This window comes from Paenibacillus sp. 453mf (genome assembly GCF_900116105.1).
Taxonomy (GTDB): Bacteria; Bacillota; Bacilli; order Paenibacillales; family Paenibacillaceae; genus Paenibacillus; species Paenibacillus provencensis.
Genome location: NZ_FPAC01000001.1, coordinates 2,355,808 through 2,373,838, shown reverse-complemented (window position 1 = coordinate 2,373,838; position 18,031 = coordinate 2,355,808). Strand labels below are relative to the sequence as shown.

Genomic DNA, 18,031 nt, shown 5'->3' with positions numbered 1-18,031 from the left:
AACAAACAATTGGTTGGAGGTGCATCCTATGGATAAAATGAAAGTTACTTACGAGGTCATGTTAGGACTGGCTGCTGAGATGGTGTGGGACGAGGCATTAAAGAAACATCGAAGTGAAAAGCTCTTGGATGAAATTGATAAAGCACTGGCATCGGGGGATGAAGTGGCTTTTCGTAACCTGACGGATGAACTGAGATTAATCAACTGAGAATTTTGCATAAATTCTAAAATTACCCTACTTATTTATGGCTGGAGTTCCACCATATAAATAAGAGGGTTTTTTGTGTTTATATGTAATTGATTCATTCACTTGAATCTTCTTCCAACAGAGGAAGACAAATATTATAATATAGAAAAATATAGAGTTAGAAGGAGGAATACAGGCTTGAAATTCAGCGAGATCAGACAAGAAGAATGGATGGAATGGAAGCCTTATTTGGATACATGTATTATCCCATATACCGGCCTGACGGGGCAGGAATCTCCTCTTGAAGCTGTAGTCGCTTTAGAAAATCTGAGAGATTTTCTTGATATTGTAGAAATTCCATTCAAAGGACGAGTTGTCACTTATCCGGCATTTCATTATACTGCGGGAGACCGCTTGGATTCCTTGAATAATATATGTATACAGCTGAAGTCCAGCGGTTTTAGGTTTGTCATTATAATGAGCACTGGACAAGAGATAGAGCCTTCTTCGGTTTCTGCTTCAGATTTGATATTTACATTCCCCAAATGTGAAATTTTAGTGAGCAAGAGTAAGGAGGAGGCATCAGAAAAAATCAATCAATTGTCACAGAAAATACATCGTGAGGTGTATCGATTATGGGGATTACAGTAGATCTAAATTAATTGTGACAAAATACCAACATTTTCAATATAACGCTTCCATTCTTTGATTTAAAATGTGTGACAAATTCTTGACGGTCAATGGAGGCTAATATATGATTATGTATGTCCTAGTAATTTGTGGAATATTTTAAATGAACAATGAAATATTTGGATGAAAAAGGGGGTTGGAAGAGGATGAGCAATCACAAAGACAAAGAGCACCAACTGCCTAAACCACCCGGTCGTAAAGAGATGTCACGGAGACAGTTTCTAACTTACACTTTGGGCGGTGCGACGGCTTATATGGCTGCGGGTGCAGCTCTGCCGATGATCCGTTTTGCTGTAGACCCGATACTGCAGAAGGACGACGAAGGCGATTTTGTGAAAGTCATTGAAGTGAGCAAGGTCACCGATGAGCCTCAGGAAGTGAACTTTGAGCTTAAGCAGCAAGATGGCTGGTATCTAAGCAATTCGTCCTTGGTTGCCTGGATCAGGAGAGGGGAAGATGGAGTTATCTACGCTTTATCACCGATCTGTAAGCATCTGGGTTGTACCGTGCGATACAATAACAACCCGACATATCCAGACGAATATTTCTGCCCATGTCATGGTGCGCATTATACGAAGGAAGGCAAGCAGCTGGAGGTTGCTTCAGCGCCGCTTGATGAATACACCGTTAAGGAAGAGGAAGGCTGGGTGTACCTCGGATCCATTGTTCCAAATACTAGAGTCCAATAGGGAGGGCGTGAGTAGATGTTTAAGAATATTTACAACTGGGTCGACGAACGTCTGGACATTACCCCGATTTGGCGTGACGTTGCTGACCATGAAGTTCCTGAACACGTGAATCCCGCCCATCACTTCTCGGCTTTTGTATACTGTTTCGGCGGACTTACGTTTTTCATTACGGTAATACAGATTCTATCCGGCATGTTCCTCACGATGTATTACGTACCGGACATCATTAACGCTTATGCGAGCGTAGAGTTTTTGCAAACCCAGGTTGCGTTTGGTCAAATTGTACGGGGCATGCACCACTGGGGAGCGAGTCTAGTTATAGTTATGATGTTTCTACATACCATGCGGGTGTTCTTTACAGGTTCATATAAAGCGCCTCGCGAAATGAACTGGGTCGTCGGGATGCTGATTTTTTTCGTCATGCTTGGACTGGGATTAACAGGATACCTTCTGCCATGGGATAACAAAGCGTATTTTGCAACGAAGGTTACACTTGAGATCGCGAACACGGTACCTGTACTTGGCCCGGTAATCAAAGAACTGTTACAAGGCGGGTCCATTGTCGGAGCGGAGACCTTGACTAGATTCTTTGCTTTGCATGTATTCTTCCTACCGGCTGTTCTGCTCATACTGCTTGTAGGGCATTTCATTATGATTCGCAGACAAGGAATTTCCGGACCACTATAATCGAAGGGAGGTAGGCCTATGGCACACGGGAAGAAATCTGATGAGAAGGTTGTGTATGTTGGTGATTCTCGGGTTCGCAAGGGAGAGGGCTTTATTACTCCACCTGACTATACGTCATATCCGGGAAAGTCCGAAGCGTTCATTCCTAACTTTCTGCTGAAAGAATGGATGGTAGGCGTTGTCGTACTGGTTGGTTTTTTAGTACTTACCATTTCGGAGCCTGCTCCACTCGGATATCCAGCTGATCCAAGCGCTAACGTCATTCCGATGCCGGACTGGTACTTCTTATTCTTATACCAATACTTGAAATATCCGTATGCTTCAGGGGATTATGTCGTTCTTGGTACCCTTGGTGTTTCCGGGGTTGCATTCGGCGCGCTGCTTCTGGCCCCTTTTCTTGACACGGGTAAGGAACGCCGCTTCTATAGAAGACCGATTGCCTCCTCACTCATGCTGTTATCGATTGTGTCGGTTATCTATTTGACGAATGTTGCCTGGACACACTACAAGCATGAGCTTGAAGCTTCTGAACAGGAGCCGGAGCATATTCAGCGGGAGAAGGAAGCGGAAGAAAGGCATGCAGCAGGAGAATCCACCTCATTTGCTCCATCACAGCAGGAGGAGGAGATCGCGATTGTCGAGCCTGATGCTGCGGGTGCAGAAATTTATAAGAAAGCAACCTGTGTGAGCTGCCATGCGGTAGATCTGAAAGGACAGGGTGCTCCGGCGCTGCTTGGAATCGGTGACAAGCATAGCCAGGAAGAAATTCTCACGATTATTAAAGAAGGCATAGGCGGAATGCAGCCACAGTATGATGCTAACATTGCCCAAGGTCTCACGGACGAAGATATCAACACCTTGGCAGAGTGGCTTGCACTTCAGAAAGCGGAACAGTAAAATATAGGTTATAGCTGAAAGCCTGACTGCAGCCGCAGTCAGGCTTTTTCGGAATATAGAATTAATGTACATACTATTTTTACTTTGCAACTGTAAGAGGAGGATACAGGTGTTTTCGATTTCTATGTTATGGAGCCGGGCCTTTCTCATGCATCGAGGCTTTCTCTGGTTACTATTCGGGTGTAACTTATTAGGAACGGTTTACGGTTATATATGGTATGGAGGGCAGCTAGAGTCCACATTGGACAATTATCCGGTATGGCTGATTGTATTTGTTCCTGACAGCCCTACAGCCAGCCTATTTTTTACCATATCACTTCTGTTCTTATTGTATCCTGCTTCATCGTCTTGGTTAAAGAATACAGGACATGTGATTCAAGCTTTGGCTTTTGTCACTTCATTTAAATACGGTATATGGGCAGTTGTAATGATTGTAGCAGGCTGGTCTCTCGGAGTAGATATGATCTGGTCGGATTTTATGCTGATTGCCTCTCACCTTGCCATGGCTGTTGAAGTGCTGCTGTATGCTCGATTTTTCGGCTTTAGACTGGGCAGTCTTATCTTTGCTGGTGTATGGACGTTACTTAATGATACGTTGGATTACACGAAAGGCATATATCCTGGTCTTCCGGATGCTATTGACGTCTACATCAACAGCGTTCGAAATTTTACAGTAGCGCTCTCACTTGCTTCCATCCTTACCGGCTTCATCGCACTTAAACAAACCAAACGAATATAGTACTAGGCTTCCACATCCCCTCATACGATAAGGTAGGAGGGGATGTCCATGTTTTCGTTTATCAAACGATCTTCCTGTGTGATTACGGCTATGCTCTGCTGTACGCTGTTCAGTGGTGCTATTGTATCCAACGTGTCTGCTGCAAGTGTTCAAGAGACACAATCTGATCTAGAGCTTATGAAGCAACTGAACGATACAGCAACTTCATTGTACCGGAAATCCCTCGAGAACAATTTAGTAGGAGTTCGGGAGGATGTGCAGTTAATAACAACCCAGGTTGGGCAATTGTCCTATGACGGGGTGACAAGTGTGGAGGGGATGCACGCACTGACCGAAACGATCGTTGAAGTCAAGGAGGCATCCGCCAGTACGGATGCAGCTGCTGATTCGCTGCAGCATGCTTCAGCTAAATTAAGGCTGGCTGTGGATAGTCTTGCTCATCCTGATAAGCCGCTGTGGCTGCAATATTATAAAATATTGAAAGAGGATATCGCAGCTGTTCAAGAAGGAGCACTGAATCATCGAGCTGATTCACTCATGGTTACATATGGAGAGTTTGAGCAGCATTACGAAACCATTCGTCCAGCGGCCATCATAAAGAAGCAGCCTTATGAAATTGAACGGTTTGACTCCTGGATGTCTTATTTAAAAGGACTGACCATGCGTTCAGAGCCTAATTATGAAGCGGTTGCTGAAGCCTTACAGCAAGGAGATGAATTTGTAAATGCCCTGTTCGGCAAGGAAAAGGATGAAACGGCCTTTACTCCGTTTGCGAGTGGTCCTGAGCCTTGGGCTGCCGAGCTGTTTATAGGTTCTACAATTATGGCGGTATTGGCTTATGTAGGATATCGCAAATTTCAAGGCACCGAAACGACTCCATTTACAAGACGATAGTTGCGGGATTTCGGTACTCCGTCTTATGTCTGTCCTGTACTTAGCATCTAATAATGGCCCGGTTATCCGGGCTATTCCTCTTTAAAACCCTCGCCATATACATCGTGCACCTCTGAGATAATAACAAATGCTCTGGCATCTGCAGATTTGATGATTTCCTGCAGCTGTCGTACCTCTTGTCTCGCAACAACACAATAGGCTACATGCTTTGCTTGTTTAGAATAACCCCCGACAGCAGGCACCAATGTGACCCCTCTATCCATTTCAACCGTAATGGTCTGTGCAATTTGATCTGCCTGATCACTTATAATGGTAAAGGATTTAAGCGAGTATGCTCCCTCTTGAATAAAATCAATAACCTTAGAGCTGATGAAGACAGACACCAGCGTATATAAGATCTTATCCAGAGGAATGAAAAAAAGGGAAGAACCAATAATGATAATATCAATACCGAGCATCACTTTTCCGATACTGATCCCCGATCTGCGGGATAAGATTCTTGCAATGATATCTGAGCCGCCTGTTGTGCCTCCCGCGCGAAAAACGATTCCTAGACCTGTTCCAATAGTGACGCCTGCATACAATGCCGCGAGCAGGAAATCATGCTCTGTCTTAAAGGGTACAATATAACCTGCTTCAATCAGTCTCTCGAATAGACCAAGAAAGAAAGTAAGCAGGGCAATTCCGATACCGGTATAGAGGATTTGTCTTCCCCCAAGAACCTTCCATCCCAGGATGAATAGCGGGATATTGATCACCAAGGTTGACAAGGAGGGAGAGATGTCAAACGCATAATTTAGCAGAACGGTAATTCCGGTTACTCCGCCTTCCATAAGCTGATTTGGAATGATGAAGTACAGTAGTCCAAAAGCAAATATGGCGGTTCCCAGCATAATCGGAAGGATGATTCTCAATTGGATAATCCATTTATTCTTCATAATCATATATACCTCGCTAGATGATTGTTCTTTTACATTCATTTAAAGAGCAATTTTTACGCTTTAAACATGTACAGAATGGTGTACTAACATAGTATGCCTGTTTCAACCTCAGATTAAAAAAATGATTTGTTTTCACTATCTCAATACGTTAACATTGGAATAAAGCAAATTTATCGGTAAGGAGCTACAACTTGTATGGAGAAAAGTCTTGCAGAAATCCAGCGGGAAGTGGACCGTTACATTTCACAGTTCGAGGAAGGGTATTTCAGCCCGATGACGATGCTTGCGAGAATGACAGAGGAAGTAGGCGAGCTCGCCCGTGAGGTCAATCACGAATATGGAGAGAAGCCCAAGAAATCTACGGAGGCTGACAACTCCATTGAGCTTGAACTCGGGGATATTTTATTTATTACCCTTTGTTTTGCGAATTCACTCGGCATTGATCTGACGGAGGCTCACAACAAAGTGATGCATAAATTTAATACGAGGGATGCGAATCGCTGGACCAAAAAGGACACCGAATAATCCATCCTTACATATGCTGTACTAACCGATATTCGGGAGGGACAGCAAGCATGAAATCTTATCCTTATATCCAAGAAGCATACAAAGCTATTTTGCATGGTGATTACGAGCTTGCGGTCTTTTGGTTCGAGACTGCAATTGAGAAGGAACCCGACAATGCTGAAATCCATTATCGCTGCTCCATTACCTATGCACGCAATGGGAAGCTGGAGCAAGCTTTACTTCATGCTCAAAAAGCAGCAGAACTTTCTCCAGACCATGGTGAGTATATAATGCATCTAGGGAGTCTTGAGGCGAAGAAGCTGACTGCAGGTGCACGATTGCTCATCGAAGCATCTGCGTCTAATTTGTCTAAGGTCAGAGAAGATGTACTCGCACAGCTGAAGAAGTCTATTGAGCTTGATCCGCTCTTCACAGATGCTTACGTATGGCTATCCATTGCTTATGCCGAACTGGATGAATACATCCTAGCGATCGCTGTACTGAAAGAGGCCATATCGCTGGAACCACAGAATGATCAATTAACACAATTGTTGCAGGATTTTCACAAACGAATGAAGTCTAATAAGAATAAATCATCAACCTAGAATATAAGGAGTGTTTCTTAAGTGGCAGAGAAGTTAAAGGTTGTAGTTGTAGGCGCGGGAGGGCGTATGGGGCGTGAAGTCGTCAAGCTTGTTCTTCTGGATGAAGAACTTGAACTGGCTGCAGCAGTCAATCGTTCCAGAGCAGGCGAGGATGCAGGCAGGCTGGTTGGTCTAGAGCCCTGCGGCGTACTTGTTACAGATCAGTTGGAGGATGCGCTGAGAGACTCTAATGCAGACGTGATGGTTGATTTTACTACACCCCAATATGCTTATGAGCATACCTCCCTCGCTATTTCATACGGTGTAAGACCCGTAATGGGGACAACGGGATTTACCCCAGAGCAAATTCAAGATTTGGACAAGCAATGCCAAGATAAAGGAATTGGCGGGCTCATTGCACCAAACTTTTCAATTGGGGCTATTCTAATGATGAAATTCGCAGCACAAGCTGCCAAATATATGCCTAATCTCGAAATCATTGAGTATCATGGCGATCAGAAACTGGATGCACCTTCGGGAACCGCGATTAAGACGGCCGAGATGATTGCACAGAACCGAGAGGAGCTTCGCCAAGGTAACCCGAAGGAAGAGGAAACGATTGAAGGATCAAGAGGCGGGTATTACAACGGATTCCGGATTCATAGTGTCAGGCTGCCAGGGGTATTTGCACAGCAGGAAGTGATTTTTGGCGATTTCGGACAAACTCTGAAGATTAGACATGATTCTTATGAACGGGCCGGATACATGCCTGGCGTTAAGATAGGTATCCAGAAGGTCATGGGTTTTTCCGGGATGATTTACGGTTTTGATCATTTTATTGACTAACTGAATCAATTTTAGAATACCCTTAGTTGCTTCATTTAAAGGTATAAATATGTCATTATATAGATATCAAAAGGGAGAGAACATGCATATGCTTAATATCGCTTTTATTGCTCATGATCGTAAGAAAGACGAAATGGTTAACTTTGTAACGGCTTATGAAAAAGCATTTGAAGGCAATAACTTGTTTTCTACAGGAACTACCGGTCAACGTATTATGGAAGGCACTAATTTGAAGATTCATCGGTTTATGTCTGGACCTTTGGGCGGCGATCAGCAGATCGGGGCGCTTGTGGCGAAGAACGAGATGGATTTAATTATCTTCCTTCGTGATCCGCTAATGGCACAGCCGCATGAACCGGATATTAACGCCCTTCTGAGACTGTGTGATGTGCAGGGAATACCGCTGGCTACAAATGTAGCAACGGCTGAAATACTTGTTAAGGCTTTGGAACGTGGTGATTTTGGTTGGCGCGAGCTTGTACATAAATATAAACCAGGTTCAGATATAGAAGTCTAATTCATTACTAACACATTAAATTATGACCAGCATTGTTTATATACATTATCATAAAGGAGGCCCTTCCCTTTGAATCAAGCGGGCAAACATCTAAAAATCGGGATTACCTGTTATCCGTCACTTGGCGGATCCGGAGTTGTAGCAACAGAGCTTGGAAAGCGACTCGCCGAAAAAGGGCACCAAGTTCATTTTATTGCGAACAGCATACCTTTCAGACTGGGCAAATTCCATCGCAATATCTTTTACCATGAAGTGGAAGTAAATGACTATTACGTTTTTCGTTACCCACCTTATGATTTATCATTAGCTACCAAGATGGCACAGGTTGCCAAAACACAGCAGCTGGATTTGCTCCATGTTCACTATGCAGTTCCCCATGCTGTCTGTGCATACCTGGCTAAACAAATGCTGCCTGATGATCTGAAGGTAGTGACAACGCTGCATGGCACGGATATTACCGTGCTAGCCCAGGATGAGTCGCTGAAGGACTTGATTGAGCTCGCTATTAATAAGAGCGATGCGGTGACAGCTGTATCGCAGGATCTTATCCGTGAGACGCATGAACTCCTTGATATCAAACAAAAAATTGACTTGACCTACAATTTTATAGATAGCAAAACTTATTATCCGCGCAACAGCACTTCACTTCGAGCAGAGTACGCTTCCAAGGAAGAGAAGGTGCTGATGCATATCTCCAACTTCCGTCCTGTGAAGCGCACGCTGGATGTCGTTGACATCTTTGCTCGGGTAAATAGAGAACTTCCGACAAAGCTTATCTTGGTCGGAGAAGGCCCTGATCTGCCCAAGATTCAGTGTAGAATTCAGGAGATGGGACTGACGGACAGAGTACATTTGTTAGGCAAACAAGATGATGTTGCTCAGGTCATTTCTATGGCTGATCTGCTGCTGCTCCCATCAGAAAAAGAGAGCTTTGGCCTTGTAGCACTCGAAGCCATGGCTTGTGGAATTCCTACCATCGGCTCAACAGCCGGTGGGATACCTGAGCTTGTTACGCATGGAAGCACCGGGCTCCTTTCAGGTATTGGAGATACGAAGCAAATGGCAGAATATGCATTAATGCTGCTGCGTAACGAAGAAATGATGAAGAGCTACAAACAGGCTTGTCTTGACAGAGCAAGCTCTCATTTTGATATCGATAAAATTACAGCTGAGTATGAGCAAATATACCGCCGGGTCCTTACACAGCAAAATGTAGGGGTTGGCCTCGAGCATTGATCGGGAGATTTATAAAGGGGTAACGGAAATGAACAATTGGAAGCATGTCGATCCTGCCATGGCTATTCAGGGTGAAGAAGTGCTTAGAAGGCTTAATGATCATGGCCATCAAGCCTTTTTTGTAGGTGGTTGTGTTCGAGATGAGATGATGAAGAGGCCTGTAACGGATATGGATATAACGACTTCGGCTAAGCCTGAAGAGGTGATGGCGTTGTTTGAGGGTTCCATACCGACAGGGCTGCAGCATGGAACAGTAACCGTTCGAATGAACGGTTATCATTTTGAGGTGACGACTTTTCGTACGGAGAGCGGTTATGAAGATTTTCGCAGGCCATCTGAGGTTCACTTTGTAGACCAGGTAGAAGAGGATCTAAAGCGCAGAGATTTTACCATGAACGCCATTGCTCGTGATTATGCAGGCCATATCATTGATCCTTTTAATGGTGTAACTGACATCGCACGGGGCATTGTTCGCTCTGTCGGTCTTGCTGAAGAACGATTTAGAGAAGACGCCCTTCGGATGTTAAGAGGCGTTCGTTTTGCATCCATTTTTAATTTTGACATTGACTCCTTAACCTGGGACGGGCTCCTAGCGGAGCGAGACAAGCTTTCTCACATCGCAATGGAACGAGTACGGAATGAAATGGACAAATTGCTCGCTGGTCCTTATCCCGCAAGAGGAATCGGTCTGCTTATGGATAGCGAGCTGCTCCATTATATTAAGGCTCCAGTAGATTTATCCAGGTTGGACCGTTCTGTTCTCAGCCTGTTAGATAAACTGCCACAAACTACGGAATACCGATTAGGGTTGCTGCTATTGCTGCTTGGCGCAAATTCTGCGGATGCGGATCATAAGCTTAGAGCCTGGACCTATTCCGGAAAAGTGAAGGACAGAATGACGAGATTTCTTGGACTTCATGAAGAGGTGATGAACCATCTTTCAAAGATTACGAAGGATCACAAGCAAGGACTTCGCAGTAGACATTTAAGAGAAGAATGGAAACTATCGCTTCTAAAGCACGGTGTTCCGGCAAGTGAAGACTGGCATGTCATCCATCGTCTGTTGCCTCAGTCATTCTATGAGATGTCTGGGGAAGAATATCTTCTGCTGAAGGAATTGGTGGAGCACGCAGAGGTATGGAGGAATGAGATGGGGGTCTACAGCTTGAAGGAGCTTGAGCTGTCAGGTTCTGATCTGCTCCGTGTCACAGGGCGCAAGGGAGGACCCTGGCTTGGTGAAACGATGAATTGGCTGCTGCGGCAGGTAGTAACAGGACAACTAGTTAACAAACATGACATTTTGCTTGATGCGGCAAAGAAGGTGATATCGGATGAAAAATAAATTGCTGCTTGATTTATTCCTGCATTCATCCCAGACCTTTATTTCGGGCGAGGAGATTAGCAGAAGACTCAAAATCAGCAGGACGGCTGTCTGGAAACAAATCAACCAATTAAGAGACATGGGCTATGAATTCGAGGCGGTATCTCGGAAGGGATATCGAATGACGTTTATTCCGGACTTTTATAAAGAGACAGATATTCAGGCGAATTTAAATACCAAAATATTGGGTAATAAGATCTATATAATTGAGACGACCTCTTCTACACAAGTGGACGCCATGACCCAGGCCGAGAGCGGTGCCGTTGAAGGAACACTATTCATTGCTGAACAACAGACATCCGGAAGAGGAAGACTCGGCAGAAAATGGTTCTCTCCCTCAGGCAAAGGGATTTGGATGAGTCTGGTGCTTCGGCCGGAGCTTCCTATCAGATACATGCCTCAGCTTACACTTCTGACGGGAGTTGCTGTCTGCAAGGCAATTCGCAGCGTTACAGGAGCGGAAGCAGCAATCAAATGGCCAAACGATATTTTGATTCAGGGGAAGAAGGTGTGCGGAATTCTTCTAGAATCGGCCACCGAGGATAACAAAGTAAAATACTGTATTGCTGGAATTGGGATTGATGTCAATCTCTCCACAGAAGATTACCCGGAAGAATTAACGGAGATTGCCACCTCGCTCAAGCTGGAGACAGGACATACTATAGATCGTGCGTTATTGATAGCCGAAATTCTGAACGAAATGGAGCTTCTCTACGATCGTTATACAAGTGAAGGATTCACACCTATCCAAGTGGAATGGGAGGAGCATTCCGTATCTATTGGTCAAGCCGTACGGACGGAGACATTGACGGAGACGATACAAGGTGTCGCCAAACGACTTGATCCGAGCGGAGGACTGGTTATTGCCGCGCCAAGTGGCGAGGAGAGGGTAGTTTATTCCGGTGAGATTGAGATTATAAAGCAGTAGTATGCTGTTAAGTCTGCTGCTTGGAATCTTAAGGTATTATGAAATTCATTCGAGGCATAGACAATTCCTTTATTTTTGGTATACTTTCTTGATGAGGCGGTATTGATTCTGTATCGAACTGCACTCGTCAGTCAGATTACCTAAGCTTTGTACAATTGAATCTTATGCCAAGTTGTTGGATTCTGCTCTGAGCCGAAGAGGACCGAGACAGAAGGGACGATCGCAAGTGACTCTTTTTTGACTTATGGGACCTTTTTAGTTTGATACTAAAAGGTTTTTTTGTGCGTCTGGTTATTCGTTAGTCTTATTAGGCGCCATCTCCGTTAAATTGGCTGAAGAGCATCCGTAGGATCACAGATTTAGACATGGCATCAATACTTACGGTATTTCAGAACAGAAGGGAGCCACTTGTATGGCAGCAACCAAAAAACCGCTTAACATTGTTAAAATGAAAAAAATGAAAGAAAATAAAGATCCGATTACGATGCTCACAGCATACGATTATCCTTCTGCTGTGCTGGCTGAAGAAGCTGGCGTAGACATGATCCTGGTAGGGGATTCTCTTGGAAATGCTGTACTCGGATATAATTCCACCATCCCGGTTACGATTGATGATATGGTATATCATTCCCGTGCCGTTGCAAGAGGTGCACAGAATACATTTATCGTAACGGATATGCCGTTTATGACGTATCACGGCGGAATAGATGAGAGCCTAAAAGCCGTTCGACGTATTATGCAGGAAGGCCATGCCCATGCAGTGAAGCTTGAAGGCGGAGCCGAAATAGCAGACACCGTGAGAGCCGTCGTGAAGGCTGGCGTACCCGTGCTTGGACACATTGGCCTTACCCCGCAATCAGTAAACCAAATCGGCGGTTTCAGGGTACAAGGGAAGGATGCTGCAGATGCCAAACGACTGCTTGAAGATGCGAAGGCACTTGAAGAGGCCGGAGCATTTGCCATCGTTCTGGAGCTGGTTACCGAGGCAGTTGCCGAGGCAATATCTAACGACCTGTCAATTCCAACCATAGGAATTGGCGCAGGGCGTGGTACAGATGGTCAGGTGCTGGTCTTCCACGATGTTCTGCAATATGCATCTCCATATATGCCTAAAAGATTTGTGAAGACTTATGCAGATGTAGGAACCATTATTCGTGATAGCATCGGGAATTATGTACAGGATGTCAAAAATAAATCTTTTCCTGCTGAGGAGCATGTGTTCACTGCTGAAGACGGTGTAGTCGACTCCTTATACGGAAGCAGCCAAGCAAAGGTGGAGAATAGATCATGATAACAGTTCGAAATATTGAAGAGCTGCGAGCACAAATAGCCTCCATGAAAAAGAACATTCGTGGGAAAGAACCGGCTGTCGGGCTCGTTCCAACGATGGGATTCCTGCATGATGGACATGCGAGCTTGATGCGCGAAGCTCGAAAGAATAATGATATTGTTGTTCTTAGCATCTTCGTGAATCCTATTCAGTTCGGCCCGAACGAAGACTTTGAAACGTATCCGCGCGATGAGCAGCGGGATCTGGGAGTTGCAGACAAAGAAGGAATAGACATCGTGTTTATTCCGACAGTAGAAGTCATGTATCCTCATCCCACGAAGACCAAGATCAGAGTAGCTGATATTACAGACCGCCTATGCGGTGCATCACGCCCAGGTCACTTCGATGGTGTGACCACCGTGGTAGCGAAGCTGTTCAACATTGTACAGCCGAACAACGCTTATTTTGGAATGAAGGATGCTCAGCAAGTGGCCGTGTTGTCGCAGATGGTATCAGATCTCAATATGCCGATAAATATTGTGCCTTGCCCGATTGTCCGCGAAGCGGATGGGCTTGCACTCAGTTCACGTAACGTGTATCTGAGCTCGAAGGAACGTAAGGAAGCTCTTGCATTATCCCGCTCACTTAAGCTAGCCCAAATGAAGACCGAGGAGCAGGAAGATGCTACTGTGGGTCAAATTCGCAAGCTTATTATAGATGAGATCAACACGTCAGAAACGGCTGTTATTGATTATGTGGATATTCTAACGTTTCCAGCACTTGAGCCGATTGAAGACCGTGTGCGGATTACTGAGCCGGAAGATGTTATTATTGCTCTGGCTGTTAAATTTGGAAAGACAAGGCTGATCGATAACCATCGGCTCCAAAAAACGGAGGTGCTCTCCCGTGTTTAGAACATTAATGAAATCTAAAATTCACCGTGCAACGGTGACGGAAGCAAATTTGAATTATGTGGGTAGTATAACCATTGATCGCAATTTGATGGATGCTGCAGATATTTTGGAAAATGAAAAGGTGCAAATTGTGAATAATAACAATGGGGCAAGATTGGAGACTTATGTCATCCCTGGACCACGCGGTACAGGTACGATTTGTCTTAATGGTGCTGCCGCACGGCTGGTTCAGCCTGGAGATACGGTTATTATTATTTCTTATGCGATGATGTCGAGTGAGGAAGCAGTTCAGCACAAACCGACTGTTGTATTCGTAGATGGACAGAATAAGCCGGTTCAAACGATGCGTGAGGAAGTTCACGCGACAATCTTGTAATCCATGGAATGAAGAATGAAAAGTGCCCAAAGCGCAAAAAATGTGATTAGGTTACTGCACTAATCCATTTTGCTAAGGGTGGGATGCATGCCATGTTTCAACATCTATTTGCGGAAATGAATCAATCGCTTGATGAGATTGCCAATTACTACACTGCCGCACCAGTCGAGAAGAAACAGGAAATGCGACAGCGATGGAACCTGCTTAAGAAAATGAGCGACGGCATTATCGATGAATGGATGTCATTTGAAGAAAAAATGGCCAAAATTCGCGAAAGTGGAATTTTCCGAGGCACAGATCCCTTTACTTCCATTCCGGAGCTGAAACTTCATGCCTTTGTTAAAGGACTTGGATATTTCAAACTGCTCATGTACCAGCATGCTGCAGAGGAGTTCGGCAAAGTGGTAGCAGTATATCCGGAAAGCTTGTTGTCGAGGCTATACCTGGCCATGTGCTATCTCAACCTGGAACAGATGCATACCGCATCTGAGGAGCTGAATCGGATACTTCTAACCTGTGATCAGCCCAGAATGAAAGCCATGGCGTACAATGCCCTAGGTTGTGTTCATGCGAAGCAAATGGAGCTCAAGCAGGCCCAATCCTGTTTTGCACTTGCTTTGGAACATGATCCTTCCTTGCCTGAGCCGCTCTACAATCTGGAAGCATGCCGCTCCAAAAATGCTGTGCTGCAGTATGGAACACAGCTGCTTGCCCTCTCCTAAGTACATGCTGAAACAGCGCAATCGCAAAAGGCGATGTCCTGATAAGACATCGCCTTTTTGTCTGTTTCATGTTCAAAAGTCTTTTTTTTTGCTATGCTACTAAAGAGACTGTAGAAGGGAACGTTTACTCATCATGAAATTTGCTGTGCTTGATTTTGAAACAACAGGTACTCAGTCACTTGGTGAAATCATCCAAGTTGGACTTGCCATCATAGATCATGATTTTACTATTAAAGAAACGTTCAGCTCTTATGTAAATCCCGGCGCTTCCATTCCACCTTTTATTACGGGTTTGACGGGAATTACAGACGAGGACGTAAAGGATGCTCCTGTGCTTGAAGAAACGATGATGGAGCTCGTTCCATTGCTGGATGATGTGGTACTTGTAGGACATAATGTAAGCTTTGATTTTCATTTTTTACAGAATGCGCTTGACCGATGTGGTTACCTGCCATTTACAGGCCGGATTTTGGACACCATGGATTTACTGAAAATTTGCTTTCCCTCTTTATCCTCATATCAGCTGGGATATGTAGCAAGCGAATTCGGATTTACTCATGACCGTCCTCATCAGGCGGATAGTGATGCTCTTGCTACAGCGCATATTTTCTTAAAGAGTCTTGAGGAGCTGAAGAGCCTGCCTTTGATCACATTACAGCGGCTTACTGATCTGTTTGCTGCAGAGGATAGTGATCTGGGCTGGTTTTTTGATGGGATTCTTGCAGAGAAAGAAATGGAGCCTATTCACGATCTGGACAATCAGACTTACTATAGACAGCTCGCTCTCAAGATTGACGATTGGTCACAGATTGCTCCGCCTAGGGATGAGCATGAACCCAATCCATTAGAAAAATTGACCTTTCAAGAATATATGGATGAGGTTCAGCTCCGTCTGAAACAGACGCTGCCTCATTATGAGGAACGCGAATCCCAGAATTTGATGTTCACAGAAGTGACGAAAGCGATGGACGAGGATAAGCATTTACTGATTGAAGCCGGGACAGGCACCGGTAAGTCACTCGGTTATTTGCTGCCTTCAATTTATCATAGCGTCAGGCAGGAGACGAAGGTAACAGTTAGCACACATACGATCAATCTTCAGGAGCAGCTTCGTGAGCGGGATATCCCGCTTCTTACGGAGGTGGTTCCTTTTCCGTTCAAAGCAGCTGTCTTTAAAGGCAGAGGGCATTACCTGTGTCTGCGCAAATTTGAACAGAAGCTGAACAACAAGGAATTTGTAACTCCGAAGGAAGACGTATTTACTGCTGCGCAGATGCTTGTATGGCTCACGCAAACAGAAACCGGAGATGATGAGGAGCTCAATCTGAGTCATCGCGGCGGTGATTTTTGGGAGACTGTCCAAAGCGATTCCGATTCCTGCCTGGGGCGAAGCTGCCCTTGGTTTAAGAAATGCTTCTACCATCGTGCAAGACATGAGGCAGGAATTGCTGATGTGGTCATTACCAATCACTCCAAGCTGTTCACGGACGTCAAGGCGAGTCATCAATTGCTCCCCGCCTATGAGCATCTCGTTATAGATGAGGCCCATCAATTCGAGGAGGTCGCCGGTAAGCATCTTGGAATTCATATGAAATATTTCACGGTGGTTCATGCCCTTACCCGGTTGTTCAAGGATAGTCGGAACGGTCAATTCCCTGCTCTGCGTCAAAAAATAGCGCAGTCCAGCCATGAGCAGATGGTCGAATGGACCTCTGCAATTGATCAGCTGTTTCCATCAGCGCTTGAAGCGAAGGAAACCTGGGATCAGCTCAGTGAGATGCTGTTTAGTCTACTTCCAGAACGAAGTGATGCTGCCCCTGGCGAAGCAGGACAGTTCACATTAAGACTGAAGCCGCAGAGCAAACCTAAGAAGTGGGATAGGCTCGCAGCGGTTGAGAATCAGTTCTATGTGACCGTTTCTGATTTGGTTCGGAAGGCAGATAAGGTCCTTGGTGAAGTAAGAGAAGAACTCGATGATTATACGGCGGACAGCCTAATAACCGACGTTACCGGGCTTGTTAAGGATCTGGCTGGATTCAAAGACCAATTAAGACATTTCATGCGCATAGATGATGCAGGCACCGTATACTGGCTTGAGGCTAGCGGACAATTCAAGAGTAAGTCGCTTCAGCTGTATGCAGTACCAGTAGATGTAAGTCCTCAGCTGAAGGAAATGTTCTTTGACAAGAAACGAAGCGTTATTCTAACCTCTGCTACTTTATCGGTAGATAAATCGTTCCAGTTTATGATAGATCAGCTTGGACTAACCGAGGCGCAGGAGCAGCAGAGATTACTCACTTCACAGCTGCCTTCTCCTTTTAATTACCGGGAACAAGCACTTCTTGTGGTTCCACGTGATTTCCCGAGTGTGAAGGGCAGTGTAGGTGATGATCACTTTGTCAGTATGCTCGTCAAGTCTTTGTCAGAGGCCGCACAGGCTACTAAGGGCAGAATGCTCGTCCTGTTTACCTCTTACAAGATGCTGAGACAAGTACATGAGCCGCTGAAGGAAGCCCTTGCTTCAAGTGATATTTCCGTATTTGGACAAGGAGTGGACAGTGGGAGTAGGACAAAGCTGACGAGAAGATTCCAGGAGGCCAAAGCTTCTGTGCTGCTTGGAACGAGCAGCTTCTGGGAAGGTGTCGATATTCCTGGTGAAGCCTTATCCTGTCTGGCCATTGTGCGTTTGCCTTTCCAGCCGCCTAATCATCCGGTCGTGGAGGCAAAGAGCGAGCTGCTCCAGCAGGAGAAGAAGAATCCATTTATGAAGCTCTCGGTACCACAGGCGGTTATAAGGTTTAAGCAAGGTTTTGGAAGACTGGTGCGGACCGCAAAGGATCGAGGCATCGTTATCGTGTATGATACAAGAGTGATTGAATCATATTATGGCAAGTATTTTTTATATTCCCTGCCAGGTCCTAAAATGGAACATATGACAACGGACAAGATGGTTCCGCGTATAAGCGAGTGGTTAGAGGAACATGTGACATATGAAGAGAAGTAATAGAAAGCACGGATACTGCTTG

Annotated in this window: 20 protein-coding genes; 19 read left to right on the top strand and 1 reads right to left on the bottom strand. The window is 45.1% G+C overall.

What is annotated here, in order from left to right; genetic code table 11:
- The first annotated feature begins 28 nt into the window (after positions 1–28).
- From BM415_RS11130 to BM415_RS11100, 7 genes are all read left to right on the top strand, one after another.
- Positions 29–208: an IDEAL domain-containing protein gene (locus BM415_RS11130; protein ID WP_047911150.1), complete on the top strand. Its 180-nt coding sequence runs from the start codon at positions 29–31 to the stop codon at positions 206–208.
- Positions 209–385: 177 nt separating this feature from the next.
- Positions 386–838: a DUF2487 family protein gene (locus BM415_RS11125; protein WP_091158018.1), complete on the top strand. Its 453-nt coding sequence runs from the start codon at positions 386–388 to the stop codon at positions 836–838.
- Between the two features lie 185 nt (positions 839–1,023).
- Complete coding sequence (locus BM415_RS11120) at positions 1,024–1,566, top strand: Rieske (2Fe-2S) protein (protein WP_091158017.1); 543 nt, start codon at positions 1,024–1,026, stop codon at positions 1,564–1,566.
- A 15-nt stretch (positions 1,567–1,581) separates the two neighbouring features.
- The gene (qcrB, locus tag BM415_RS11115; RefSeq protein WP_047911153.1) at positions 1,582–2,253 is read left to right on the top strand and encodes a menaquinol-cytochrome c reductase cytochrome b subunit; all 672 of its coding nucleotides are present in this window, start codon (positions 1,582–1,584) and stop codon (positions 2,251–2,253) included.
- An 18-nt stretch (positions 2,254–2,271) separates the two neighbouring features.
- Positions 2,272–3,150 carry a menaquinol-cytochrome c reductase cytochrome b/c subunit gene (locus BM415_RS11110; RefSeq protein WP_091158015.1) on the top strand — a complete coding sequence of 293 codons (879 nt, stop codon included), beginning with the start codon at positions 2,272–2,274 and terminating at the stop codon, positions 3,148–3,150.
- Positions 3,151–3,274: 124 nt separating this feature from the next.
- Positions 3,275–3,889 (top strand): DUF1405 domain-containing protein, encoded by a 615-nt coding sequence (locus BM415_RS11105; RefSeq protein WP_244533298.1) that lies wholly within the window; start codon positions 3,275–3,277, stop codon positions 3,887–3,889.
- Positions 3,890–3,937: 48 nt separating this feature from the next.
- Positions 3,938–4,783 carry a sporulation protein YpjB gene (locus tag BM415_RS11100; RefSeq protein WP_170862429.1) on the top strand — a complete coding sequence of 282 codons (846 nt, stop codon included), beginning with the start codon at positions 3,938–3,940 and terminating at the stop codon, positions 4,781–4,783.
- A gap of 71 nt (positions 4,784–4,854) precedes the next feature.
- Here the strand turns inward: BM415_RS11100 and BM415_RS11095 are convergent, their stop codons facing one another.
- On the bottom strand, positions 4,855–5,721 hold the full coding sequence (locus BM415_RS11095; RefSeq protein WP_091159198.1) for a YitT family protein: 867 nt from the start codon (positions 5,719–5,721) through the stop codon (positions 4,855–4,857).
- A 198-nt stretch (positions 5,722–5,919) separates the two neighbouring features.
- Between BM415_RS11095 and BM415_RS11090 the strand changes: the two genes are divergently transcribed.
- From BM415_RS11090 to dinG, 12 genes are all read left to right on the top strand, one after another.
- On the top strand, positions 5,920–6,249 hold the full coding sequence (locus tag BM415_RS11090; RefSeq protein WP_091158011.1) for a nucleotide pyrophosphohydrolase: 330 nt from the start codon (positions 5,920–5,922) through the stop codon (positions 6,247–6,249).
- Positions 6,250–6,299: 50 nt separating this feature from the next.
- Positions 6,300–6,836 carry a tetratricopeptide repeat protein gene (locus BM415_RS11085; protein WP_091158009.1) on the top strand — a complete coding sequence of 179 codons (537 nt, stop codon included), beginning with the start codon at positions 6,300–6,302 and terminating at the stop codon, positions 6,834–6,836.
- Between the two features lie 21 nt (positions 6,837–6,857).
- Positions 6,858–7,661, top strand: a complete 804-nt coding sequence (gene dapB, locus BM415_RS11080; RefSeq protein WP_091158008.1) for a 4-hydroxy-tetrahydrodipicolinate reductase — start codon at positions 6,858–6,860, stop codon at positions 7,659–7,661.
- Between the two features lie 88 nt (positions 7,662–7,749).
- Positions 7,750–8,178, top strand: a complete 429-nt coding sequence (locus BM415_RS11075) for a methylglyoxal synthase (protein ID WP_091158005.1) — start codon at positions 7,750–7,752, stop codon at positions 8,176–8,178.
- 69 nt (positions 8,179–8,247) lie between these two features.
- Positions 8,248–9,414 (top strand): N-acetyl-alpha-D-glucosaminyl L-malate synthase BshA, encoded by a 1,167-nt coding sequence (gene bshA / locus BM415_RS11070; protein WP_091158004.1) that lies wholly within the window; start codon positions 8,248–8,250, stop codon positions 9,412–9,414.
- A gap of 28 nt (positions 9,415–9,442) precedes the next feature.
- The gene (locus BM415_RS11065; protein WP_091158002.1) at positions 9,443–10,756 is read left to right on the top strand and encodes a CCA tRNA nucleotidyltransferase; all 1,314 of its coding nucleotides are present in this window, start codon (positions 9,443–9,445) and stop codon (positions 10,754–10,756) included.
- Entirely contained in the window at positions 10,746–11,723 is a 978-nt protein-coding gene (locus BM415_RS11060; RefSeq protein ID WP_091158001.1) for a biotin--[acetyl-CoA-carboxylase] ligase, read from the top strand. Before BM415_RS11065 ends, BM415_RS11060 begins: the two co-directional genes overlap by 11 nt.
- Positions 11,724–12,135: 412 nt before the next feature.
- Positions 12,136–13,014, top strand: a complete 879-nt coding sequence (panB, locus tag BM415_RS11055) for a 3-methyl-2-oxobutanoate hydroxymethyltransferase (protein WP_091157999.1) — start codon at positions 12,136–12,138, stop codon at positions 13,012–13,014.
- Positions 13,011–13,907 (top strand): pantoate--beta-alanine ligase, encoded by an 897-nt coding sequence (gene panC, locus BM415_RS11050; RefSeq protein ID WP_091157998.1) that lies wholly within the window; start codon positions 13,011–13,013, stop codon positions 13,905–13,907. The genes panB and panC overlap by 4 nt, the downstream gene beginning before the upstream one ends.
- On the top strand, positions 13,900–14,283 hold the full coding sequence (panD, locus tag BM415_RS11045) for an aspartate 1-decarboxylase (protein WP_091157996.1): 384 nt from the start codon (positions 13,900–13,902) through the stop codon (positions 14,281–14,283). Before panC ends, panD begins: the two co-directional genes overlap by 8 nt.
- A gap of 92 nt (positions 14,284–14,375) precedes the next feature.
- Entirely contained in the window at positions 14,376–15,005 is a 630-nt protein-coding gene (locus BM415_RS11040; protein WP_091157994.1) for a hypothetical protein, read from the top strand.
- Between the two features lie 133 nt (positions 15,006–15,138).
- Entirely contained in the window at positions 15,139–18,009 is a 2,871-nt protein-coding gene (dinG, locus tag BM415_RS11035; protein ID WP_091157993.1) for an ATP-dependent DNA helicase DinG, read from the top strand.
- The last annotated feature ends 22 nt before the right edge of the window (positions 18,010–18,031 follow it).